This window comes from Kitasatospora sp. NPDC005748, from assembly GCF_040630735.1.
GTDB lineage: Bacteria > Actinomycetota > Actinomycetes > Streptomycetales > Streptomycetaceae > Kitasatospora.
Genome location: NZ_JBEXYD010000009.1, coordinates 93,461 through 113,976, shown reverse-complemented (window position 1 = coordinate 113,976; position 20,516 = coordinate 93,461). Strand labels below are relative to the sequence as shown.

Here is a 20,516-nt window from a genome sequence, read left to right as displayed (position 1 = left end):
GCCGGTCTGGGCTTGGCTGGGCTGTCGGGGTTGTCTGGGCTGTCAGGGTTGTCGGGGCTGTCAGGGTTGTCGGGGCTGTCAGGGTTGTCGGGGTTGTCGGGGCTGGCGGTGGCTCTGCCACGTTCGCGCGGTCGGGGACTTCGCGGCTGCCGCGGCTGCCGGGGCTGCCGGGAACGGCCGCCGACCGGTCAGTCGAAGTCGACGAGGTGCTGCTTGGCGAGGATCTCCTCGCGGCGGTCCCGCTCCCGGACCAGGTGCGCGGCACCGTTGTGGACCAGGACCTCGGCGGGGAATCCGTGGCTGAGGAAGAGCCCGGGGGAGGCGGTCGGCCCGTAGGCGCCGGAGCGCTCGACGCCCAGCAGGTCGCCGGCCTCGACCGGCGGCAGGGCGACCTTCTTGCCGATGACGTCGTTGGGCGTGCAGAGCGGCCCGGTGACGGTGTACGTGTCGCTGGGCTCGTCCCGGTACCTGGTCAGCGAGCGGATCGGGAAGTTGCGCTTGACGAAGCTGCCGACGCCGACCGCCGCCATGTGGTGGTTGGTGCCGCCGTCGGCGACCACGAAGCGTTCGCCGAGGGACTCCTTCACGTACAGCGCGCGCACCACGTAGGTACCGGCGTGCGCGGTCAGGTAGCGGCCGAGCTCGTTGATCAGCCGGCAACCGGGGTGCGCCCGGACGAAGGGCTCGACGACCTCGTTGATGCCGGCGAGGACGGCCCCCAGGTCGAGGTCCTTCTCGTTGTCGAAGTAGGCGACGCCGAAGCCGCCGCCGAAGTCGACGGTCTCCAGCGGGATGCCGAGCGTCTGCGACAGCTCCTCGGCGATCACCAGGATCTGCCGGGTGTTGTGCACCAGGTCGTCGGCGTTCAGGAACCGGGTGCCCATGTAGGCGTGGAAGCCGCGGACCCGGACCCGGCGCAGTGCGTCGATCACCGGGCGGGAGCGGCGCAGCAGTTCCGCGTCGATGCCGAACTGGCGCGGCTTGCCGCTCATGGCGAGGCCCGAGCCCTTGGTGTGGAAGTCGGGGTTGACCCGGAGCAGGACCGGCACCTCCGCCCGCCCGGCCTGTTCGGCGATCTCCTCCAGGAGGCGCAGCTCGTCCAGCGACTCGCAGACGATGGCGTGCAGGTTCGCCGCGACGCACGCCTCCAGCTCGGCGCGGGTCTTGCCCGGCCCCAGGAAGATCACGTTCTCCGGCGCGATGCCGGCCCGCTGGACGGTCATCAGCTCGACCAGGGAGGAGATCTCGGCGCCGGCGCCGAGCGAGCCGAGGTAGCCGCAGACGGCGACGTTGGGGTTGGCCTTGAGCGAGAGGAAGACGTCCACCGCGGGGTGGAGCCCCTCGCGCAGCGACTGGTAGACGGTGCGCAGCACCTCGGCGTCGTAGACGAACAGCGGGGTGCCGAACTGCTCGGCGATCCGCGAGACCGGTACCCCCTGCACCCTCAGTTCGCTGGTGTTCATGGCGTCCTTTCGGTGGTGCCGAGACGGTGGAGCGCCTCGGTGGTCCGGCGGTCGAGGTTGCCGAGGCCGTGCCGGTCGGCGGCGAAGAGCAGGGTGTAGAGCCGGCCGTCGAACGGGAGGGAGGTGCCGGCCTGCGCGTTGACCGTGCCGAAACAGGTGACGACCAGCCCGTTGCCGTCGACGGGCGGCCGGGCGAGGTCCCCGAGGGCGTGGGCCACCTCGTCGAAGGAGACCGGGGCGGAGATCCGCAGTGGGTAGTGCTTCGCCAGCGCGGCCCCGCCCGGGGCGAGGAAGCGCTCGGTGACCTGCCCCTGGTAACTGGACATGTTCAGACGGGCGTTGATCTCCAGGACCGGGTACACCAGATCGTCCTGCCCGAGCAGCGCGTCCACGCCGACCACGCCGAAGAAGCCGTCCTCGAAGAGCCGGGCACCCAGCCGCTCGGCGGCGGCGACGAGGCTCTCGTGCTGGACGGGCGAGAGCGCGGCGGGCATGACGTGCCCGAGGTGGACGCCGCCGGAGGTCAGGGCCTCCTTCGCGAAGTCGAACCTCACCCGCCCGTCCCGGGCGATGGTGAACTGGTAGTTGAGATCGAACCGCTTGGGCAGGAACCGCTCGACGACGACGTGGATCGCGTCGTCCCCGCTGCTTCGCGCGCGGCGGTCGACCATGCGCAGCAGCCGGTCGGCCTTCTTGCGGGTGTCGAGCACGATCAGGCCCTTGCCGGAGACGCCGTAGGCGTCCTTGACGATCACCGGCCCACCGTCGCCCAGCGAGTCGTCGAGCGCCCGGTGGAGCTCGCCCACCGTCTCGCAGGTGAAGCCGGGGATCGCCCGCAGGCCGAGCTCCTCGGTCAGCCGGCGGCTGTAGATCTTGCTGTTGACCCGCGCCGAGGTCTCCGGACCGGGCACCGCGGGGCGCAGCCCGGTCCGCCGGCAGATCTCCTGCTCCAGGGGGGAGTTGCCCATCGGCATCAGATAGGCGCCGCCGCCCGCGAGCACCCGCAGCCGGTCCAGCAGCTCCGGGGAGTCGAGGACGGCCCCGCTGGTGCCGTCCTCGCCGGCCGGTGCCCGGGTGATCAGTTCGGTGGGCGCGCCGAGCCCGGTCTTCTCCGCGTACGCGCGGTAGCCGGGATCGAGCGGGCGGTCGAGCAGCAGGTGGTCGGTCGGCTCGGCGAGCAGGGCGCCGAGCTCCTCCATCCGCTGCACGGTCGCGGCGGTGGTGGTGATCCGCGCCGCCGGGAGCCCGGTGTGGCCGCGCGCCCACTGGTTCTCCACCTCGAAGTTGCAGAGCCAGACGAACCGCGCTTCGCGGTCGCCGGTCAGCGCCTCCTTGAGGTCCGCCGTGTAGGCGGTGCCGGTCATGGGGTGCCTCCCTCGCGGTGGGTGATGACCATGGCGCCGAAGGTGGCGCCCAGGCCGACCGAGACCAGGACGTAGTGGCCGCCGTCGACCAGCCGGCCCCGCTCGCGCAGGGTGGTGTAGTTGAGGAACACGTCCGAGGCGAAGCAGTGGCTGTAGAGCGGGATGTTGTCCAGGAAGAAGCGGTCCGGGTCGGCGCCCATCCGCTGGATGGTGTGGCGCCAGGAGACGGCGTTGACGTTGTGCGGGATGACCAGGTCGATCTCGTCGAAGCTCAGGCCGGCCCGGCGGACGGACTCCTCGATGACCTCGCCGAGCACGGTGGCGTAGTCCTGGCCGAAGGCGCTGATCTCCTGCGGGGTCATCTCCAGGCCCGCCGCGTAGGCGCCGAGGGTGCGGGTCAGGTACGAGCGCACCTCGTCGCCGGGGCCGCCGACGGTCAGCAGGCAGGCGGAGGCAGCGTCCGCCATCACCGCGCTGTTCGGGATCAGCTGGACCTTCGGGGAGTACGCCCGCTCCCCCGTGACCATCAGCGCGTACGCGCCCTCGGGCGCCTCGGCCCGCAGCAGCTCGCCGGCCAGGTCGATGGCGCCGAGGCTGCTGACGCACGCCTGCTGGGTGAGGGCGAAGGCCTCGGCGTCGTGCAGCTCCAGCTTCGCCCGGATGACCCGGGCGGCGTCGATGTGCGGCGGGGCGAGCGTCTGCATGGTGTGCGCGTAGATGACGTAGTCGACCCGCCGTCCTGCGGGAAGCGCCGCCAGGGCACGGCGGGCCGCGGGAAGCACCAGGTCGAAGAGGCCGGTGCCGGGATCGAACCGCAGCCGGTCGAGGCCGTAGATCTTCCGGAACACGCCCACTTCGGCGCGGCGCAGCCCCAGGCTCTCGGCGAGGTCGTCGATCCGCACGCTCCGTTCGGGGAGGAACGACTCGATCCTCTCCAGTGTGGTCACGCCACCCATCCGGGTACTCCCCTCATCCGCCCGCTCCTCATCCGCCCGCTCCTCATCCGCTCCCTCCTCATCCGCCCGCTCCTCAGCGGCCGGCGAACTCAGCGCGGACCAGCCAGCTGCGCGCCACGCCCCGGCGGTCGCGGGGCTGCACCTCGTACGGCCAGCGCCCCTGGCCCGCGCCGGGCTCGCCGGGCTCCCGCAGCTCGCGGACCTTCCAGCCGGTACCGGCCAGGAACTCCTCCGGCTCGTCGGTGCCGAAGAGCCAGGGCGTGCCGTCCTCGCGCAGGCCGGCCAGGAAGGCCCTGGAGAAGGGGCTGCGCAGCAGCGCCCGGCTGGCGAAGTCGACGGCCAGCCGGCTGCCGGGGGCCGAGACCGAGCCGAGCACGCCGAGCAGGTGGGAGGCCTGCTCCTCGGTGAGGAAGAACATCAGCCCTTCCGCGACCCAGAGCGTGGGCAGCTCCGGGTCGAAGCCGGCGCGGTGCAGCGCGGGCAGCCACTCCGTGGCGAGGTCGGCCGACACCTCGCGGCGCTCCACCGTGGGCTCCGCCCCGAGCGCGGCCAGTCGGGCACGCTTCTCGTCGATGAGGCCGCCGTGGTCGACCTCGTACACCGTGCTGCCGGGCGGCCAGGCCAGCCGGAACGCCCGGGTGTCCATCCCCGCGGCGACCAGGACCACCTGCCGGATGCCGCTGTCCGCCAGCAGCGCCTCGATGCTGTCGTCCAGGTACTTGGTGCGGATGGCGATGAACGGGATCAGGCCGCCGCCGCCGTACTTGTCGAGGAGCTCGAAGCCTCGCGGGGCCGCGAGATCGCGCGCGAACCTGTCCTGGAACATGGCGTCACCAGGGCGCTCGGACTCGACGGCGCGGGCCGCGGCGGTCCACTGGGCCGTGTACGAGACAGCTTCCATGGGGATGGCCTCCTACGGGAGTCGGGCCGGGGTGAAGAAGGCCTTCTCGATCGACGAGAGGGTCTGGAGGTCCTGCATGTCGATGCTGTCGAAGTCGATCTCGACGCCGCTGGCGCTCTCGATCGTGTAGACCAGCTCCACGAAGGAGAGCGAGTCGACGAGGCGGCTCTCGATGAGGTTCTCGTCGGGCTCGATGGATTCCCGGTCCGGGTGCCTGGCCAGGATCCACTCGCGGACCTGGTCGATTCCTGCCGAAGCCATTGCCACTCCTCGGGTGTTGGGGCGATAGGGGGATAGGGCGATAGGGCGATAGGGCGATACGGGCATGCTCGGGCCGTGCGGGATGCGCTCGGGACGTACGGGATCCACGCTGCCCGTGCCGGGCCCACGCGGGCCGGTGCGGGATCCAGGCGGCCCGGTGCGGGATCTACGCGGAGGCTCCGCGGCTCAGGCGAGCTGCCGGGCCGCGGTCCGCACCGCGTCCAGGGCCTCGACCGCGTCGCCGTGGTGCAGGTCGACCAGGACGGAGAGCCACCGCTCCAGGCCGAACGCCACGCAGCTGGTGAAGACGAACTCGTTCTCCGGCCCGCGGATGTCGCAGCGCTCGCCGAAGAAGTTGCGGTGCGTGTTGACGGAGGAGACAGCCAGGTCGCCGACCTGGAACTCGTACTTGACGGGGCTGAGCTTCTGGAGCAGGGCGCGGGCGCCGTCGGCCCGGAAGAACGGGTCGAAGGCGGGCACCTTCTCCAGCCGCAGGGACAGCGCGTCGGCGAACGCGGCGATCCGCTCGGCGAAGGACCCGAGGACCTGCTGCGTGTGCTCGTACGAGCCGAGTGCGACGACCTCGCGCATCTGGAAGCTGAGCAGCCGCCGCAGGCCCTCGTACCGCTCCTCGTTGCGGAAGCAGCGGTTGACCAGGGTGATCAGCGCGTCCGCCGCCACGACGGAGTTCTCGTAGTACAGGAAGGCGCTGTAGCAGGTCGCGTGGGGCAGGCCGACCTGTGCGCCGCGCAGTGCGGCGGGCGCGAACCGGCCGTCGACGGGCTTGTTCTCGCCGCTCTCCAGGTCGAGTCCGGCACCGACGAGGGCGAGGTGCGGGAAGTTGACGTAGACGTCGAACTTCTCCAGGTCCGACACCGGGTACAGCGGCGGCGGGAGGATCTCGCGGGCTCCGGCGGAGCGGCCCCAGCCGGCGAACGTCCGGTCGAGTTCGAGGAGCAGGTCGGTCTGGTCCGGGTCGAGGATGACCAGTCCGCCGGCGGGGCCGGTGGTTCGGGGGGCGGTGCCGGCCATCAGATGAGCCCCGTCTTCTCGAGGTACTTGGCGGTCTTGCGGTAGACGCTCTGCTCGAACTCGGCGCGCTGCGGGGATTCGAGGAGCTGCCGGCGCAGGCCGTGCGGGTCCTCGATGCCCGCGTCCCGGTACACCTGCGGGCTGTAGAGCGTCTCGAAGCTGTAGGTCATGTAGCGCCGGATGTAGCCGGCGATGTCCCGCATCTCCTCCTCGGTGGAGGTCTGCCGGACGTCGGCGGCCAGCGCGGTGACCAGTTCACGGCCGAAGGCGATGTGCCGCGACTCGTCCTGGTGGTGGATCCGGTTGATCCCGCGGACCGTCTCGTGCAGGCGGTCGTCCAGCGCCATCCGGGAGTTGAAGTGGTCCACCAGCTCCTCGAAGATCAGGATCCGGGCGAAGACCAGCAGGCTCTCCACGTTCGAGCGGGGGATCTCGACGTTCGCACCGGCCGGCTGCCGGTAGATCTTCCTGCCGTAGCGCAGGCAGAACTCGGCGAAGAACCACATGTGCTCGTTCTCCTCACCGATGAAGTGGTGGAAGAAGTCCGAGGGCGTCTCGAAGCCGGTGGTGTGAATCCGCTTGGTGACCTCGATGAGAAGTTCCCGGATTCCGTGCACATTGAGGCTGTAGAAGTTGATGCTCTCGTACCGCGACAGTGCGTGGAGCTCCTTTTCGGTGAGCCGCCGGGCGGCCTCGGTACCGTGGGTGGTGGTGAGTTCGGGGCTCATCCACCACATCTCCTCGGGCAGGCTGTCCGGCCATTCGAAGAGTTTGTAGGGGTTGTAGTAGTCATCGATCGACTTCGTGGTCAGACGGTCGAGTATTTCCAGGAACCGGCCGTCCTGGTCGATCAGTTTGCTGACCATGCTGGCGTTGACCTCCGAGTTTCCCCGGCCGCCTCGCGGTGACCGGCCGCCCCAATGCCGTGCCGTTTTCCGGCACTCTTCGAAGGTAGGGAAGTCCCGGCGGGCGCCGCAATGACCTGATGTGGTGTGGCCACATACGGCCATATCGAAGCGGCGACGCCCGCCGGGACCGACGGCACCGGACCGGTCAGCCGGCGGCGCCCCGGACCGGCAGGAGTCCGGCCTGGACGGCGGCCGCGCCCGCCTGGAACCGGCTCTCGGCGTTCAACTCGTCCATGATGGTGGCGAGGTGACGGCGGAAGGTCCGCGAGGACATGCCGATGCGCCGGGCCACCACCTCGTCCTTGAGCCCCGAGGCGAGCAGTTCCAGGATGGCGCAGCGGACCTCGTCCAGGGTCTCGCCGTACCTGACCACGTTCGAGTCGATGTCCGTCCCGGACGCCCAGGCGTGCTCGTAGGAGCGCACCAGCCGGGCGACGATGGCCTGCTCGTAGACGACGGTGACGCCCGCGTCGTCACCCCCGGGGTCGGCCAGGAAGGCCACCTCGCCACCCACGATGACCAGGCGCTCGAAGGCCTGGGTCGAGGTGCGGACCCGCGCGCTCGCCTCGGCCAGCGTCCGCAGGCTGCCGCGTGAGGCCAGGCTACTGCGGGCGGTGTGCGGGTACAGGACCTGAATCGGGACCCCGGGCGGCAGCGCCGACAGGCCCAGCACGTGCGAGTCCTGCCCCTGGACCGGGGCGAACGGCTCCATGACGAGGATCTCGGACGGGCGGTCGCGCAGGGCGTCCGCCATCCGCAACCCGGTCTGCTCCCGGTCCAGCCCGCTGAGCACCGGCTCCCTCCGCAGCCGGGTGCGCTGGAGGCTGCTGTAGGTGTCGGCGAACGAGCCCAGCGTGTCCTGGAAGTCCGTCAGTTCACGGCGCTTCTCGCGGATCGCCTGCTCCAGCGGCATGAGCAGTTCCAGTTGGGCGATCTCGGGGCTGCGCGCCACGAAGCGCCCCTGCTCCTGGCAGTACCTGACGAGCTTCAGGCAGCGCAGGGCGGAGAGCGCCTGTTCCGCCCGCTCGGCCGTGATGCCCAGGTCGGTGGCGAGCTCCGGGAGGGTCACCCCCTTGGCCACCAGCAGCCGCTCGTAGACCCGGACCGCCAGCTCCTCGTCGATCGAGCACAGTCCCCGCTTCACGCTCTGTCTCCGTCCGCTCGTCCGGTGGATCCGACACCCAGATCCGCGGTGATCGTCGCGACCACCGCGGCCAACTGCTGATCGAGGAAGAAGTGGCCACCGGGGAAGGAGGTGAGCCGGAACTCCCCTGTGGTGTGGCCCTTCCAGCCGAGCGCCGCCGCCAGGTCGAGATACGGGTCGGCGTCCGCGAACAGGAAGGTGACCGGACAGGTCACGGTGGTGTCGGGCCGGGCGGTGTAACGGGAGTTGGCCCGGTAGTCGTTGCGGATGACGGTCAGGATCGACTCGCGGTACTTCGGGCGGTCCAGCAGCCTCGCCGGGATCCCGCCCAGCTCCCGGAGTTCGTCCAGGACCTCGTCGTCGCCCCGGGGGATGTTCAGGCCGAGCCCGGCGGACGGCGAGCGGCGGCCCGAGACGAACAGCCGCACCGGCGCCCGCCCGGCCGCCTCCAGCCGGCGGGTCACCTCGAAGGCGACGACCGAGCCCATGCTGTGGCCCAGCACGGCCAACGGCAGGTCGTCGAAGCCGAGCAGTTCGGTGCCGATCCGGTCGGCCAGCGCGCCGATGTCGTCGATCCCGCGCCCCCCGGACCCGCCGCGCCGCCCGGGGTACTGGACCGACAGCGCCTCGACGCCGCCGGGAAGGGCGGCCGAGAGCAGGCGGTAGGTGCCCGCCGAGGCCCCGGCGTGCGGGCAACAGACCAGGCGCAGCCCGGCCTTCGGTGCGGGGTCGAATATCCGGATCCATCCCGTGTTATTGGTCAAGCCTTGTTCTTCCATCCCAGTTGTCCCGTCCTATCCGATCACTGGGCAGCGGAGACGCAAATGATTGACGCAGGCGTGGAAGTTCTTCGGTGAGGAGAGTCGGCAGAAGGCAGGTTCGGCGCTTTCCTCGAGCCGTGATCGCCGTCGGGGCGGAGTCGACGGCGGCAACTCGCGTTATCCATGGTGAGGGCCGCAACACGGTTCGCGGCCACAGCAGTTGCCAGGACGTCAGCTTACCTTGCGCCACTTTCATGTCAACCAATCAGAGTCCGTGTGCGACGTGTTCCCCGTGGGACTGCTGGTGAGGATTGGAAGGCCATGAAGGAACACGCACCATCCTGCCCGGACGCACCCGGGAGGCGCCTCGACCACCTCTTTCCCGACCGTCCGCCCCCGGGATCGCGGTCCGTACCGCAACGAAGCGGTGGCGAAGGCCATTCACCTCCATGACAGAGATATCTCGACGGTGCACATCGCCTATCCGCGGAACGACCCCGCGAAAGTCCGCCCCTGCACCACCCGGAGGCCCCCACGGCCTTCTTCGGCGTCAAGCCCGCGTAGTTCTTCGGTGACGAGGTCGCAGAGGAGGCCGATTCGACGCCGACGAGGTGGCTCCGCCGGTCGGCCCTGTCGGCCCTGTCGGCCCTGTCGGCACTGTCGGCCCTGTCGGCACTGTCGGCACTGTCGGCACTGTCGTCAGCGGCGGCAGCGGCGGGCAGCGGCGGCCGCTGCCCGGCGGCCTCACTCCGCGGCCGAGGACACCGGCGCGGCAGGGGGCTCGGCGGGCGCCGTGCGGCCGTCCGCCCGGCCCGAGATCCAGGCGAGGCCGGCCGCCGACACGGCGAAGGCCGCCGCGACCGGGAGCAGGTGCCCGGCGGAGCCGAAGGCCTTCAGACCGATCGCCCCGAGGACGCTGGACAGCGAGACCGCCAGGTACAGCACGGCCGCGTTGAGCGAGACGACGAGGGACTCGGAGCCCGCCGGGGCGAGCGCGATGATCCGCTGCTGCTGCGGCGCGGTCAGCGACCAGGAGGCCACCCCGCAGAACGCCACCGACACCAGCGCGGCCGCGAACGAGCCCCGGCCCGCCAGCATCGCCAGGAAGACGGCCGCGAGCCCCAGGGTCGCGGCGATCACCACCTTGCGCGGCCCGTACCGGTCGGCGAGGTGCCCGGCCATCAGGTTCCCGGCGGTGCCGGCCACCCCGAAGACCAGCAGCAGCAGCGACACCCGTGCCCCGTGTCCCCCGACGGCCGGCGCGAAGACGGAGCTGATGTACGTGTAGGGGAGGTAGACGCCGACGAAGGCCAGCAGGGTGAAGGCGAGCACGCCGGCCACCCGCCGATCGGTGAGCGGTGACAGGCGCCGTCGTAGCCCGGCCGCGGTGCCGAGCCTGATCTCGGGCAGTCGCCACGCGATCACGGCGGCGACCGGGACCGCCAGGGCGGTGACGAACCACATCGTCGCCCGCCAGCCGATCGCGTCGCCGAGAGCGGTGCCCAGCGGCGCGCCGAGGGCGAGCGAGGCGGTCAGGCCCACGGTCACGATGGCGATCGCCCGGCCACGGTGGCGCTCACCTGCGAGCGCCGCCGCCGTGGCGCCCGCGTTCGGGGTGAACATCGCCGCACCGACCGCCGCGATCACCCGCGAGGCCAGCACCAGCCCGTAGCCGGGGGCGACCGCCGTCACCACGTTGCCCACCCCGAACACCAGCAGCGCCGTGACCAGCACGGTACGCCGTGACCAGGTGCCGGTCAGCGCCGCCAGAACCGGGGAGAGCACCGCGTAGGCGAGGGCGAAGACACTGACCAGCTGGCCCGCCGCGGCGACATCGACGTGCAGTGAACCGGCGATGTCGGGGAGCAGGCCCGCGATGACGAAGGCGTCGGTGCCCACGGCGAAGGTACCGAGGGCCAGGAGCATCGCGGCGGGTCCCCAGGGGGCCGCCGGGGACGCGTCGGCGGGGTCGGTCACGGTGCGACTCCCGGTTCGATGATCGGCGTCTGTTACGACCGGCATCGTAACGGCAGAGGCCTCCCCCACTGGTGCCGACAGCGCGGCCGACCGTCGGGTTCCGGCCAAATGCCCGTCGGAGAAGTTCCGTTGTAGCCATCGACGGCCGACGACCCCGCGGCGACGCCGGTCCCCCGCAACTCCCCCGCGGCGGCCGAAAGACGTCAGAAAGGTCGATGTCCATCGGACAAGACGACTACTATCGAAGCACGGAGAGCCTCCTGCCGAGCGGCCCGGGCGGATGGGTACCGTCGGCACCGGTGCACGGCCGCACCGACGAGCAGGGTGGAGCGGATGCACGCGATCGAGGAGACCTGGCTGCCACAGCCCGACCTTGCGGCGGTGGACATCGGCACCGTGCTCCAGGCACTGGCCGATCCGGTGCGCCTGCAGATCCTCCGGGCGCTCGACGCCTCCGCCGAGGAGTCGTGCACGTCGCTGGACCTGCCCGTCAAGCGCTCGACCGTCTCGCACCACCTGCGCACCCTGCGCGAGGCCGGTGTCGTGGCGACCAGGCTGGTCGGCAACAGTCGGCTCAGCCGGCTGCGCCGGGACGACCTCGAAGCCCGTTTCCCCGGACTCCTGACCTCGATCCTCACGGCCGCCCCGGCGACCGCCCCACCGGCCGTCCCGACCGGCTGACCCGGCTGACCCGGCGGGCCCGGTGATCCGGTGATCCGGACCGCCACCGCACCGCCGCGCCATCGCGCCATCGCGTCCACCCAACCGCCCCACCGGCGAGAAGGAGCACAGCATGGGCCGCTACGCCCACCTGGCCTACACCGACGAGGTGCGCCTGGTCCAGAGGGAACAGGGAAGCGAGTTGTCGGCCATCCGCCAGCTCGCGCACGGCGACGAGCCCGAGGAGCTGACGGACGCCGAGACCGACTTCATCCAGTCCCGCGACGGGTTCTACCTGGCCAGCGTCAGCGAGACCGGCTGGCCGTACGTCCAGTTCCGCGGCGGTCCGCCCGGCTTCGCCCAGGTCGTCGACGAGCGGACGATCGCCTTCGCCGAGGTGCGCGGCAACCGCCAGTACATCAGCACCGGCAACATCCGCGCGGACGGCCGGGTGGCGCTGTTCTTCATGGACTACGCCCGCCAGGCCCGGCTGAAGCTCTTCGGCCGGGCCTCGGTGCAGGACCTGGAGGAGAATCCGGAGCTCGACCGGCGCCTGCTCGCCACCCGGACCGGGGGCCGGGTGGAACGCCTGATGACCATCCACGTCGAGGGCTTCAACTGGAACTGCCCCCAGCACATCACCCCGCGCTTCTCCGAGGCCGAACTCCGGCCCCACCTCGACCAGTTGCAGGACCGGCTGGCCGCATTGGAGAAGGAGAACCGCCTACTGCGGACGCAACTGGAGCAGCGGGCCGGGTAGACCCGCCTGAAGGTGCGCGGACCTGAGAACGCCGCCCCTCCTTTGCTCTGGCGCCTTTCACCTCCATCTCATCTGCTGACCGGCTGGCCGGCATGGCTCCGTGTGTGCGGTCAGGAAGGCAAGGTGACCGACTGGGCGTGGTGGAAGACGTTCTTCTCGTCCCAGGTCTCCTTGGCCTTCAGCAGTCGGGCGTAGTTCTGCTTGTCATCACGCGGTCGGCGTCTCCGCGCAGCCCAGGGGCGCGATCCATCAGCCGTGCCGCCGAGATCCTCGACCTCGGCCTGGACGCCCGGGAAAGCTGCTGCCGTGGACCTCCATGTCCAGGCACTGGGGACGTGGCTCCGCGGCTATCACGAATCCTCGCACGCGTGCGGGGGGGCAGCACGGCGGCGCCCCGGCGCTGTCGGCCCGCTGACCCGGAGTTGCCGGCCCGCGCGTCGCCCGTTCGGGAACTACCGTTCAGGTGCGGGCCGTTTGTCGGTCGGAACACGATGCGGGGAGCGTCGTGCAACTGGGGGTCACGGGTCGATGGTCATGGCGTTCGCTCTTACGTTGCCCGGTTTGGCGCTGGCGGTGGCGCTGTTCGCGCTAGCCTCGACGGCGTTTCGACAACTGGCCGGTTCGAGGCTGGTCCCGGCTCGGCTCCGACGACGGCTGAGCCGGGTCGGCGGCGCGCCTTCGGTGTCCACCGTGGCCATGGACGTCTTCACCGGCTCGGTGAACAGCGGCAAGGCCACTGAGCTGGAGGAACGCTCTGCCGAGGCAATGCGCCGCGATGAGGAGGGCGACGCCGCACCGCCCCGCTCGACCATCGATCTACACTCGGGCCGCGCCGTCATCGTGCTCCCGAAGCAGCCGACTGGCACCGACCGAAAGCCCGGCGGACGGAATTGACCGCCTCGACCCTCACTCCTCCACTCCCATGAGAGTCGTGAGAGTCGATGGTCCCCCGTGCCCGACCGGCGGCGGCCAACCGGCCAACTGCTCCCCGCGCCCGTGACAGTCCATCGCGGTACCGGCCACCCACAGTCCCCGCTCGCAGGTCTCGGCCGCCCAGATCGTGACCCGTCTAGGGCGGCGGCTGACCCCCGCGGACGCGGGGAGGACGGCCGCATAGCGATCATCAGGCTGTGGTCGGGTTGGTTCCGGGCGGTCGCGCCAGCGTTGTTCGGCGGTTCGGTCTCGAAGAGGGGCGAACAGCCGTGGGGCGAGGCGGGGGACGCCAAAGCCAATGCTGCGCCGCAGGTCGGAAGGGGTCCTCCCCGCGGACACCGCCGCGAAGGCCCCGGCGCCGTCGCCCGAATAGACGGGCGCGGACCGAACGGTCCTCCCCGCGTCCGCGGGGGTCAGCCCTTCAGCAAGGAGCGGACGCGGCACACAAGCGCGGCAGTGCGCGAGCTGCGTGGTCCGAACACCTTGCAGGACGAACGCGCCGCGCCCGCTGCGGGCGGCAGGCCCGTACAGTCCGTCCCCGGACCGGGCCACCGCAGCCGCCTTCTGCGGGGCGCTGCCGCCTGATCCCACCGCGCGGGACCTCCTGGCGCGGGACGCGCCCCCGCCCGACGCACGGCTGGCAAAAGTCGGCCACCAATCCCCGAGAGCGAGCGGTGAATGACCGAACAGCAGGAATTCCGCGGTGGCGTGAACGTCGTGCGCCGCCGCGGGGACGTCGTCCACCGGCCGACGTCCCCGGCGACGCCGGCGATCCACCGGCTGCTGCAGCACATCCACGACCACGGGTACCACGGCGCACCGGAGCCCCGGGGCTTCGACGCCGACGGCAACGAGCTGCTGACCTTCCTCGACGGCGAAGTGCACGACGCGCTCACGCCGGACCTGCGGACCGCCGAACTCCTCTCCTCCGCCGCCGAGCTGCTGCGGGGCCTTCACGACGCCACCGTCACATTCCACCGGCAACCGGGCGATTCCTGGCTGTTCCCGGTCCGGCAGCCGGCCGAGGTCATGTGCCATGGTGACGCCGCTCAGTACAACTGCGTGGTGAAGGACGGCCTGGCGGTCGGTTTCATCGACTTCGACGCGGCGCATCCAGGACCACGCGTCTGGGACGTCGCCTACGCCGTCTACCGGTTCGCGCCGTTGCAGGGGCCGGACAACCCGGAGAGCTTCGGTACACCCCGGGAACAAGGGCGCCGGGTCGCAGCCTTCTGCCGGGCCTACGGGCCGGGCGTGGGCGCCGAGGTCATCGACACCGTCCCCGACCGGCTGCAGGCCCTCATCGACTTCATGCGCGACCAGGCCGCGCAGGGGAACGAGGCATTCCAGCAGCACATCAGGGACGGCCACACCGACCTGTACGAGGCAGACATCCGCTATGTACGCGCCCACCGCGACACCCTACGCGCGGCCTTCGAGGCGGCATGACCGTGCCACCCGCACTCCTGCTGCCCCCCGCACACACAAGCGAGGGGATCACCCTCGCCCGGCCTGCGAGACGGTGTCCACCATCCGCTGCTCCGACTCCGGCGGTGGCTGACGCGGCGGCTCTTGCCGGACTCCCGCGTCACGGGCGGTCGCACGGGAAGTCGGCGGGGCCGACTTCCTGTGCGCGGGTGTCACTCGTCAGTGGCGCCGTCGGTGAGTTCGCGGACGATGTCGAGGTGGCCCGCGTGGCGGGCGTATTCCTGGAGGACGTGGAACAGGATCCAGCCCAGGGTGGGGCGCTCGGTGCCGTCGTCGGGGAAGCGGCCGCCGGCTGAGGCGACGGCGGACAGGGGCGTTTCCGAGGCGACGGCCCGGGTGTACTCGCCACCGGCGCGCAGGTCGGTGAGGAGGTCGGCGGCGCTCTCCTGCGGGGTGACGTGCCAGCGGTCCTCCGGACCGCGGTCGCCCCAGGGGGCCGGGACCGTCTCGGCGCGGAATCCCCATCGGAGCCAGCGCTGCTCCATGTGGACGAGGTGCTTGAGGAGTTCGAGCATCGTCCAGCCGGAGGGGACGCGGCTGGTGCGCAGGTCCTCGTCGGACAGTCCCTCGATCTTGGCTCCGATCGCGGAGCGGTAGTAGTCGAGGTAGTCCAGCAGCAGGGTGCCGGGGTTGGAGAGTCGCGTGCTCGGCTCGGGCAGGGGGGTGATCACGGCGCCGAGTCTGCCACGGGGTGTCACATCTCCTGCCGCTGCGCTGTCACCCTTGCGGACGTGGGAAGCGGGAGAAGTGCTCGTGAGGATGAAGGCCGTCATCGTGTGCGCAGGCCCTCGTGGCTGATGTCGCCGACTACCTCCTCGGCGGCCAGGCGGTCGACCGGTTTGGCCAGGCTCCTGGTCGGGAAGAGCAGGCCGTGTTCGGCCTGCTGGGATGTGGCGGCCTGCTTGATCCCCCGGCGCTCGGGCATGGTGCAACGTGCTTACCCCGTGCGGTCCCGGGAGTTCGACACGGAGATCGTCGACGCGGGTCAGGGGTTCCGGCAGAATCGGCTCTTCCCGGTGAGACCGCCCGCCCGGCCTTTTGGGCGGGCGGTCTCACCGGGTGTCAGGCCGCCCGGTAGTACTGCCGCCTTGATGCGCGTCGGCCGCTGTCGGCGGCTCGACGGCATGTCTCGCGCGGTTCACGGTCCTCCCGCGCGGCAACGGGAGCCCGGCTCAGCTTCTCGCCGTTGCGTCACCTGCCGCCACGCGGCAGGTGACGCAACGGCCGCCGCTCACTTGGCGAGGAACGCCAGGAGGGCTTCGGAGACTTCCTGTGCGTGGGTCCACAGGAGGCCGTGGGGTGCGCCGTCGATGACGACGTAGTCGGCGTGCGGGAGTGCCTGGTGGAAGAGCTCCCCGGTTGCCTCGATGGGCAGAATGCGGTCGGCCGTGCCGTGCAGGATCAGAGTCGGCACGTCGATCTTCCGGACGTCGGCACGGAAGTCGGTGGTCCACGTGGAGACGCAGGCCAGCGAGGCGTACCAGGAGGCGCCGGCGGCCACGTTCCAGCTGTTGCGGACGGCTTCCTCGCTGATGCGGGTGCCGAGGTTCTCGTCGAGGTTGTAGAAGTCCTCGTAGAACGCGCTGAAGTAGGCGTAGCGGTCGGCGGTGACGGCCCCTTCGATGTTCTTGAAGATGGCGCCGTCGACACCGCTGGGGTTGTCGTCGGTCTTGAGCAGGAAGGGTTCGAGGGAGGCGAGGAAGGCGGCCTTGGCGATCCGGGCGGAGCCGTAGGTACTGAGGTAACGGCCAACCTCACCGGTGCCCATGGAGAAGCCCACGAGGACGACGTCGTCGAGGTCGAGGGTCTCCAGGACCACGTTGAGGTCGGCGGCGAACGTGTCGTAGTCATAGCCGGTGGTGGGCTGGCTGGAGCGGCCGAAGCCGCGCCGGTCGTACGTGATCACGCGGTAGCCGGCCGACAGGAGCGCGGCGGCTTGCTTCTCCCAGGAGTGGCCGTCGAGCGGATAGCCGTGGATCAGCACGACCGGCTGCCCTGTGCCGTGGTCCTCGTAGTACAGCTCGATACTGGTGGAGTTCTCCTGGTCGACGGTGATGAACGCCATGGTGGTTGCTGCCTTCCGGTGTGCATGTGTCTGATGGTGAAGTGCCCCGATCGGGCACGGCTGTGCGGTGATGCGCGATGAGCGACAGGGCGGGGCCTCGGTCATCGGACCGTGCGGGCCGCCTGCTCGACGATGCGGGTCACGGCCTCGGGACGGGATACGGATACCGCGTGGGACGCGTCGATGGTCGTGGTGCGGGCACCGGCGCGGGCTGACATGAAGCGCTGGGCAGCCACTGGGATGTTGCGGTCCTCCGTGGTCACCAGCGACCAGGAGGGGATCGTCTTCCAGGCGGCCTGGGTGGACTTCTCCTCCAGAGCGGCGGCAGCGATCGGACGCTGCCCCGCAGCCATGAGCCCGGCCTTGTCCTTCGGCACGTCTGCGGCGAACTGGTTGTGGAACTTCTCCGGCTTGATGTACACGTCCGCGCCCTGATCACCGTCGGGCAGCGTGTAGTTGACGGACTCGACGGCTTGGCCGAGGGTGCTGCCGGGGAACTTGTCCGTCAGTCCGATCGAGCTCTCGCCCACGTCCGGCAGGAACGCCGCGATGTAGACCAGTGCCTTCACCTTGCCTTCGAGACCCGCGGCGGCCTGGCTGATGACGGTGCCGCCGTAGGAGTGACCGACCAGGACCACGGGCCCGTCGATGTGGTCGAGGACGCTGCGCAGGTAAGAGGCATCGGTCGCCGGACCTCGCAGCGGGTTGGCGGCGGACACCACCGGGTAGCCCGCACGCTGCAGCCGGGCGACGACACCGTCCCAGCTCGCGGCGTCGGCGAACGCTCCGTGTTCCAGCACGATCGTCGGACGTGCGGGGTGGTGGGGCGTGGCGTCGGCCGCAGCGGGCAGGGTGACGGCGGCGACGGACAGTCCGACGGCCGCGGTGACACCGAGCAGCGCGGATCTGCTGCCCGGACGGACGAGGCGGGTGTTACGCATGGGTGAGATCCCTCTTGTGTGATGGATGGTGCTCGACGGCCCGAAAGGCGATGCAGCTGGTACGTCGAGAAGCGGGGCCGGAGCGCTTCTCCTCCGGTACCTGGTTGGCGTGCGTCCGTCTGCGCCACGTGAGCAGCGCGGAACGGAGTGCGGGTGGGCGGCAGCGACAGCGGCCCGGAGGGCGGCTGCCGGGCGGCACGTTCGGCGGTGTGCCACAGCGCCGCGCGCGGAGCCTACGGCTCACCTCAGCCGGTACGCTCCAGGGCTTCGTAGACATGCCTGAGGTAGCTGTGCGTGCGCTCCGAGCCGAGGATGCCGTCGCCCACCCGGTTCATCGTGTAGGAGAACGTGACGCGCCGGTCGAGGTCCATCATGACGATCGAACCGCCCCGACCGACCCAGAAGCAGATCCTCCCGGTGGGCATGTGCGGCATCGTCCTCGGATCGGAGAGTGCGTAGCCCATGCCCCAGCGGATGGGAACGCCCAGGAACAGGTCGACTCCGTCGGCCTGTACGTCGAACACCTTGTCCACCGTCTCCTCGGAGAGCAGCCGGCGGCCGTTGACCTGGCCGCGCCGCGAGATGACGGAGAGTGCTCGGGCCAGGCCACGCGCGTTGCCGTGTCCGTTGACGGCTCCGAGTTCGGCGGAGCGCCACTGCGGCGTGTCGACGTGCTCGTCCCGTGCGGGGCTTCCGAGCAGCGTCTTGGTGAAGATTCCCGCGGGATCAAGACCCGTGGGTATACCGCCTGGCTGTGAGGGGGCCACCAGATCGGCGATACGCGGCCAGTCGGCCCGTCGCGCACCGATCTGGACATCAGCTTGCGCCGGTCCGGCGATCTCGGTGGCGACGAACTCCGTCAGGGTGAGACCACTGGCCCGCCGGACGAGCTCTCCCACCAGTTGCCCTTGGGTCTGCACGTGGTAGCCCGAAGCGGAGCCCGGCTCCCACCAGGGTGCCTGCGCGGCCAACCGGGCACTCGCGGTAGGCCGATCATAGAGATCCTCCATGCGGAAGGGCTGCTCCCAGCCGGGGAGTCCCGAGGTGTGAGCCAGGACGTGACGCACCTCGATGCGCTCCTTTCCCTGGGCGGCGAACTCGGGCCAGTAGTGCGCGACCGGGCGGTGCAGATCCAGCGCGCCCCGGTCGACGAGGATGAGAGCCGCGAGATTGGTGAGGGTTTTCGTGGTCGACCACAGATTCACCAACGTGTTCCGGTGCCACGGAGCGGTCCGTGCTTCGTTCGCGTGGCCACCCCACAGATCGACTTCCATGACCCCGTCCACATCGACGGCGATCGACGCCCCCAACTCCTCGCCGGCTTCGAGGTGCGCCCTCAGCGCCGCTCGCACCGGTTCGAATCGGTCTGTGCTCGTTCCCTCGACATCCATGCTCTTCTCCACTTCGGACGACAACTGTGCGGCGCTGGGCCCCTGGTCAGGCCCGGTTCTCCGCCTGGAACATCCAGCTCTGCTTCTCGAGATCGGCCGTCAGCCCGATGAGGAGATCCTCGGTGACGACATCCACCGGGCCCATCGCGACGATGCGCTCTCGCAGCCTCTCGGTCACGGTAGAGAGCGCGTGCACCAAGGCCTCGACGGCGTCACTGTCCTTGGTCCAGCCCGGCGGAAAGGCGGGCACGCCACTGGCCCCCGCAACGGTTCCGGCCCGTCCGTCCGGACTGATGCCCAGGGCGGCCGCGCGCTCAGCCACCGTGTCCGCATGGTTCCGGGCGACGGTGGCGGCCTCGTCGAGCTGGACGTGAACCGAGCGGAAGCGCGGGCCGTACACATTCCAGTGGGCCTGCTTGGCCACCAGGGACAGGTCGAGCAGGTCGGCCAGGGTCGCCTGCAGCGCCGCACCCGCGGTCTCGCGGTCGCGCTCGGGCAGAGGGTTGTTGACAACCGGCACAGGAGTGCGGTCCTTTCGTGACAAGCGCGGGCTCTCAGGCGGCGAGGAAGTCGAGGAGGGCGGCGTTGACCTCGGCCGCGTGGGTGAGCAGCAGCCCGTGCGGAGCGCCGTCGATCTCGACGTACCGCGCGTCGGGCAAGCGGCGGCGGAACTCGCGGGCCGTGGCGTCGATCGGCAGGATGCGGTCGGCGGTCCCGTGCAGGATCAGCGACGGCACGTCGATGCGCTCCACGTCGGCCCGGAAGTCCGTCAGCCACGCCGGGACACACGCGTACGCCGCCATGGGCGACGAGTCGATGGCGGTGGCCCAGTTCGCCCGCAGCGCGGACTCGCTGAGCCGCGACCCGAGCGTCTCGTCGGTGTTGAAGAAGTCGACGAAGAAGCTCTCGTACCAGGCGTAGCGGTCGGCCTCCGCCTGCTCCGCGATGCCGTCGAAGACGCTCTGCGGCACACCGGTGGGGTTGTCCGGCGTCTGCAACAGGAACGGCTGGAGCGAACCGAGGAACGCCGCCTTCGCCACCCGCTCCGAGCCGTGGGCGCCGAGGTAGCGGGCGACCTCGCCCGAACCCATCGAGAACCCGACGAGAATCACGTCACGCAGGTCCAGCTGCGTCAGTACGGTGTCCAGGTCGGCGGCGAAGGTGTCGTAGTCGTAACCCGTCATGGTCTTGCTCGACCGGCCGAAGCCACGGCGGTCGTAGGTGATGACGCGGTAGCCGGCCTTGACCAGCGCATCGGTCTGCTTCTCCCACGACTGCCCGTCCAACGGGTAGCCGTGGATCAGGACGACCGGCTGCCCCGAACCGTGGTCCTCGTAGTACAGATCGATGCCGGTCGAGCCCTCGGAGCCGACGGTGATGGTTCCCATGGTGTACCTTCCCGCCCGTCCGCCGTGTGCGCACCGGGCATGGCACAAACCTAGGAAACAAGCAGGTCGGACCGCGTCCGTCGGACTACGGGTTCGACGTACGTCATGGTGCTGCGTCTTCCG

21 protein-coding genes and 1 pseudogene are annotated in these 20,516 nt (G+C 70.5%); 4 read left to right on the top strand and 18 right to left on the bottom strand.

Annotated features, from left to right (window positions below; genetic code table 11):
• Nucleotides 1-188 precede the first annotated feature (188 nt).
• The 10 genes from ABZ495_RS10215 to ABZ495_RS10170 all read right to left on the bottom strand — a co-directional run bounded on the left by ABZ495_RS10215 (nucleotide 189) and on the right by ABZ495_RS10170 (nucleotide 10,767).
• Complete coding sequence (locus tag ABZ495_RS10215) at nucleotides 189-1,463, bottom strand: type III PLP-dependent enzyme (RefSeq protein ID WP_329485901.1); 1,275 nt, start codon at nucleotides 1,461-1,463, stop codon at nucleotides 189-191.
• Nucleotides 1,460-2,827: an ATP-grasp domain-containing protein gene (locus tag ABZ495_RS10210; protein WP_359835225.1), complete on the bottom strand. Its 1,368-nt coding sequence runs from the start codon at nucleotides 2,825-2,827 to the stop codon at nucleotides 1,460-1,462. Before ABZ495_RS10210 ends, ABZ495_RS10215 begins: the two co-directional genes overlap by 4 nt.
• Nucleotides 2,824-3,783: a 3-oxoacyl-[acyl-carrier-protein] synthase III C-terminal domain-containing protein gene (locus ABZ495_RS10205; protein ID WP_359835223.1), complete on the bottom strand. Its 960-nt coding sequence runs from the start codon at nucleotides 3,781-3,783 to the stop codon at nucleotides 2,824-2,826. The genes ABZ495_RS10210 and ABZ495_RS10205 overlap by 4 nt, the downstream gene beginning before the upstream one ends.
• Before the next feature lie 73 nt (nucleotides 3,784-3,856).
• Entirely contained in the window at nucleotides 3,857-4,684 is an 828-nt protein-coding gene (locus ABZ495_RS10200; RefSeq protein ID WP_329485904.1) for an SAM-dependent methyltransferase, read from the bottom strand.
• Between the two features lie 12 nt (nucleotides 4,685-4,696).
• On the bottom strand, nucleotides 4,697-4,945 hold the full coding sequence (locus ABZ495_RS10195; RefSeq protein ID WP_329485905.1) for a phosphopantetheine-binding protein: 249 nt from the start codon (nucleotides 4,943-4,945) through the stop codon (nucleotides 4,697-4,699).
• Between the two features lie 186 nt (nucleotides 4,946-5,131).
• Complete coding sequence (locus ABZ495_RS10190; protein WP_359835221.1) at nucleotides 5,132-5,977, bottom strand: hypothetical protein; 846 nt, start codon at nucleotides 5,975-5,977, stop codon at nucleotides 5,132-5,134.
• Nucleotides 5,977-6,843, bottom strand: a complete 867-nt coding sequence (locus ABZ495_RS10185) for a diiron oxygenase (protein WP_359835219.1) — start codon at nucleotides 6,841-6,843, stop codon at nucleotides 5,977-5,979. The genes ABZ495_RS10190 and ABZ495_RS10185 overlap by 1 nt, the downstream gene beginning before the upstream one ends.
• Before the next feature lie 187 nt (nucleotides 6,844-7,030).
• Nucleotides 7,031-8,029 (bottom strand): LuxR C-terminal-related transcriptional regulator, encoded by a 999-nt coding sequence (locus ABZ495_RS10180; protein ID WP_329485908.1) that lies wholly within the window; start codon nucleotides 8,027-8,029, stop codon nucleotides 7,031-7,033.
• Nucleotides 8,026-8,793 (bottom strand): alpha/beta fold hydrolase, encoded by a 768-nt coding sequence (locus ABZ495_RS10175; RefSeq protein WP_359835217.1) that lies wholly within the window; start codon nucleotides 8,791-8,793, stop codon nucleotides 8,026-8,028. The genes ABZ495_RS10180 and ABZ495_RS10175 overlap by 4 nt, the downstream gene beginning before the upstream one ends.
• A 741-nt stretch (nucleotides 8,794-9,534) precedes the next feature.
• Nucleotides 9,535-10,767: an MFS transporter gene (locus tag ABZ495_RS10170; RefSeq protein WP_359835215.1), complete on the bottom strand. Its 1,233-nt coding sequence runs from the start codon at nucleotides 10,765-10,767 to the stop codon at nucleotides 9,535-9,537.
• Between the two features lie 333 nt (nucleotides 10,768-11,100).
• On the opposite strand from ABZ495_RS10170, the gene ABZ495_RS10165 reads away from it, so the two are divergent.
• Together ABZ495_RS10165 and ABZ495_RS10160 are read left to right on the top strand one after the other, a co-directional pair.
• Complete coding sequence (locus ABZ495_RS10165; protein WP_329485911.1) at nucleotides 11,101-11,448, top strand: metalloregulator ArsR/SmtB family transcription factor; 348 nt, start codon at nucleotides 11,101-11,103, stop codon at nucleotides 11,446-11,448.
• A 112-nt stretch (nucleotides 11,449-11,560) separates the two neighbouring features.
• Nucleotides 11,561-12,187 carry a pyridoxamine 5'-phosphate oxidase family protein gene (locus tag ABZ495_RS10160; protein WP_359804521.1) on the top strand — a complete coding sequence of 209 codons (627 nt, stop codon included), beginning with the start codon at nucleotides 11,561-11,563 and terminating at the stop codon, nucleotides 12,185-12,187.
• 110 nt (nucleotides 12,188-12,297) lie between these two features.
• Here the strand turns inward: ABZ495_RS10160 and ABZ495_RS10155 are convergent.
• Nucleotides 12,298-12,378: pseudogene (locus ABZ495_RS10155) on the bottom strand (BBE domain-containing protein); the annotation flags it as partial.
• 370 nt (nucleotides 12,379-12,748) lie between these two features.
• Between ABZ495_RS10155 and ABZ495_RS10150 the strand changes: the two are divergent.
• Nucleotides 12,749-13,081, top strand: a complete 333-nt coding sequence (locus ABZ495_RS10150) for a DUF6191 domain-containing protein (RefSeq protein WP_359835213.1) — start codon at nucleotides 12,749-12,751, stop codon at nucleotides 13,079-13,081.
• A gap of 717 nt (nucleotides 13,082-13,798) precedes the next feature.
• A complete protein-coding gene (locus ABZ495_RS10145; protein WP_359835211.1) occupies nucleotides 13,799-14,569 on the top strand; it encodes a phosphotransferase in 771 nt (256 codons plus the stop codon).
• Between the two features lie 191 nt (nucleotides 14,570-14,760).
• Here the strand turns inward: ABZ495_RS10145 and ABZ495_RS10140 are convergent, their stop codons facing one another.
• The 7 genes from ABZ495_RS10140 to ABZ495_RS10110 form a co-directional block, all read right to left on the bottom strand.
• Nucleotides 14,761-15,279: a DinB family protein gene (locus tag ABZ495_RS10140; RefSeq protein ID WP_359835210.1), complete on the bottom strand. Its 519-nt coding sequence runs from the start codon at nucleotides 15,277-15,279 to the stop codon at nucleotides 14,761-14,763.
• Nucleotides 15,280-15,377: 98 nt separating this feature from the next.
• A complete protein-coding gene (locus ABZ495_RS10135; protein WP_359835208.1) occupies nucleotides 15,378-15,533 on the bottom strand; it encodes a hypothetical protein in 156 nt (51 codons plus the stop codon).
• A 306-nt stretch (nucleotides 15,534-15,839) separates the two neighbouring features.
• Entirely contained in the window at nucleotides 15,840-16,673 is an 834-nt protein-coding gene (locus ABZ495_RS10130; protein ID WP_359835206.1) for an alpha/beta hydrolase, read from the bottom strand.
• A 101-nt stretch (nucleotides 16,674-16,774) separates the two neighbouring features.
• Complete coding sequence (locus tag ABZ495_RS10125) at nucleotides 16,775-17,614, bottom strand: alpha/beta hydrolase (protein ID WP_359835205.1); 840 nt, start codon at nucleotides 17,612-17,614, stop codon at nucleotides 16,775-16,777.
• Nucleotides 17,615-17,859: 245 nt separating this feature from the next.
• A complete protein-coding gene (locus ABZ495_RS10120; protein ID WP_359835203.1) occupies nucleotides 17,860-19,005 on the bottom strand; it encodes a serine hydrolase domain-containing protein in 1,146 nt (381 codons plus the stop codon).
• Between the two features lie 46 nt (nucleotides 19,006-19,051).
• The gene (locus ABZ495_RS10115) at nucleotides 19,052-19,525 is read right to left on the bottom strand and encodes a DNA starvation/stationary phase protection protein (RefSeq protein WP_359835201.1); all 474 of its coding nucleotides are present in this window, start codon (nucleotides 19,523-19,525) and stop codon (nucleotides 19,052-19,054) included.
• Nucleotides 19,526-19,559: 34 nt separating this feature from the next.
• The gene (locus ABZ495_RS10110; protein ID WP_359835199.1) at nucleotides 19,560-20,393 is read right to left on the bottom strand and encodes an alpha/beta hydrolase; all 834 of its coding nucleotides are present in this window, start codon (nucleotides 20,391-20,393) and stop codon (nucleotides 19,560-19,562) included.
• Between the last annotated feature and the right edge of the window lie 123 nt (nucleotides 20,394-20,516).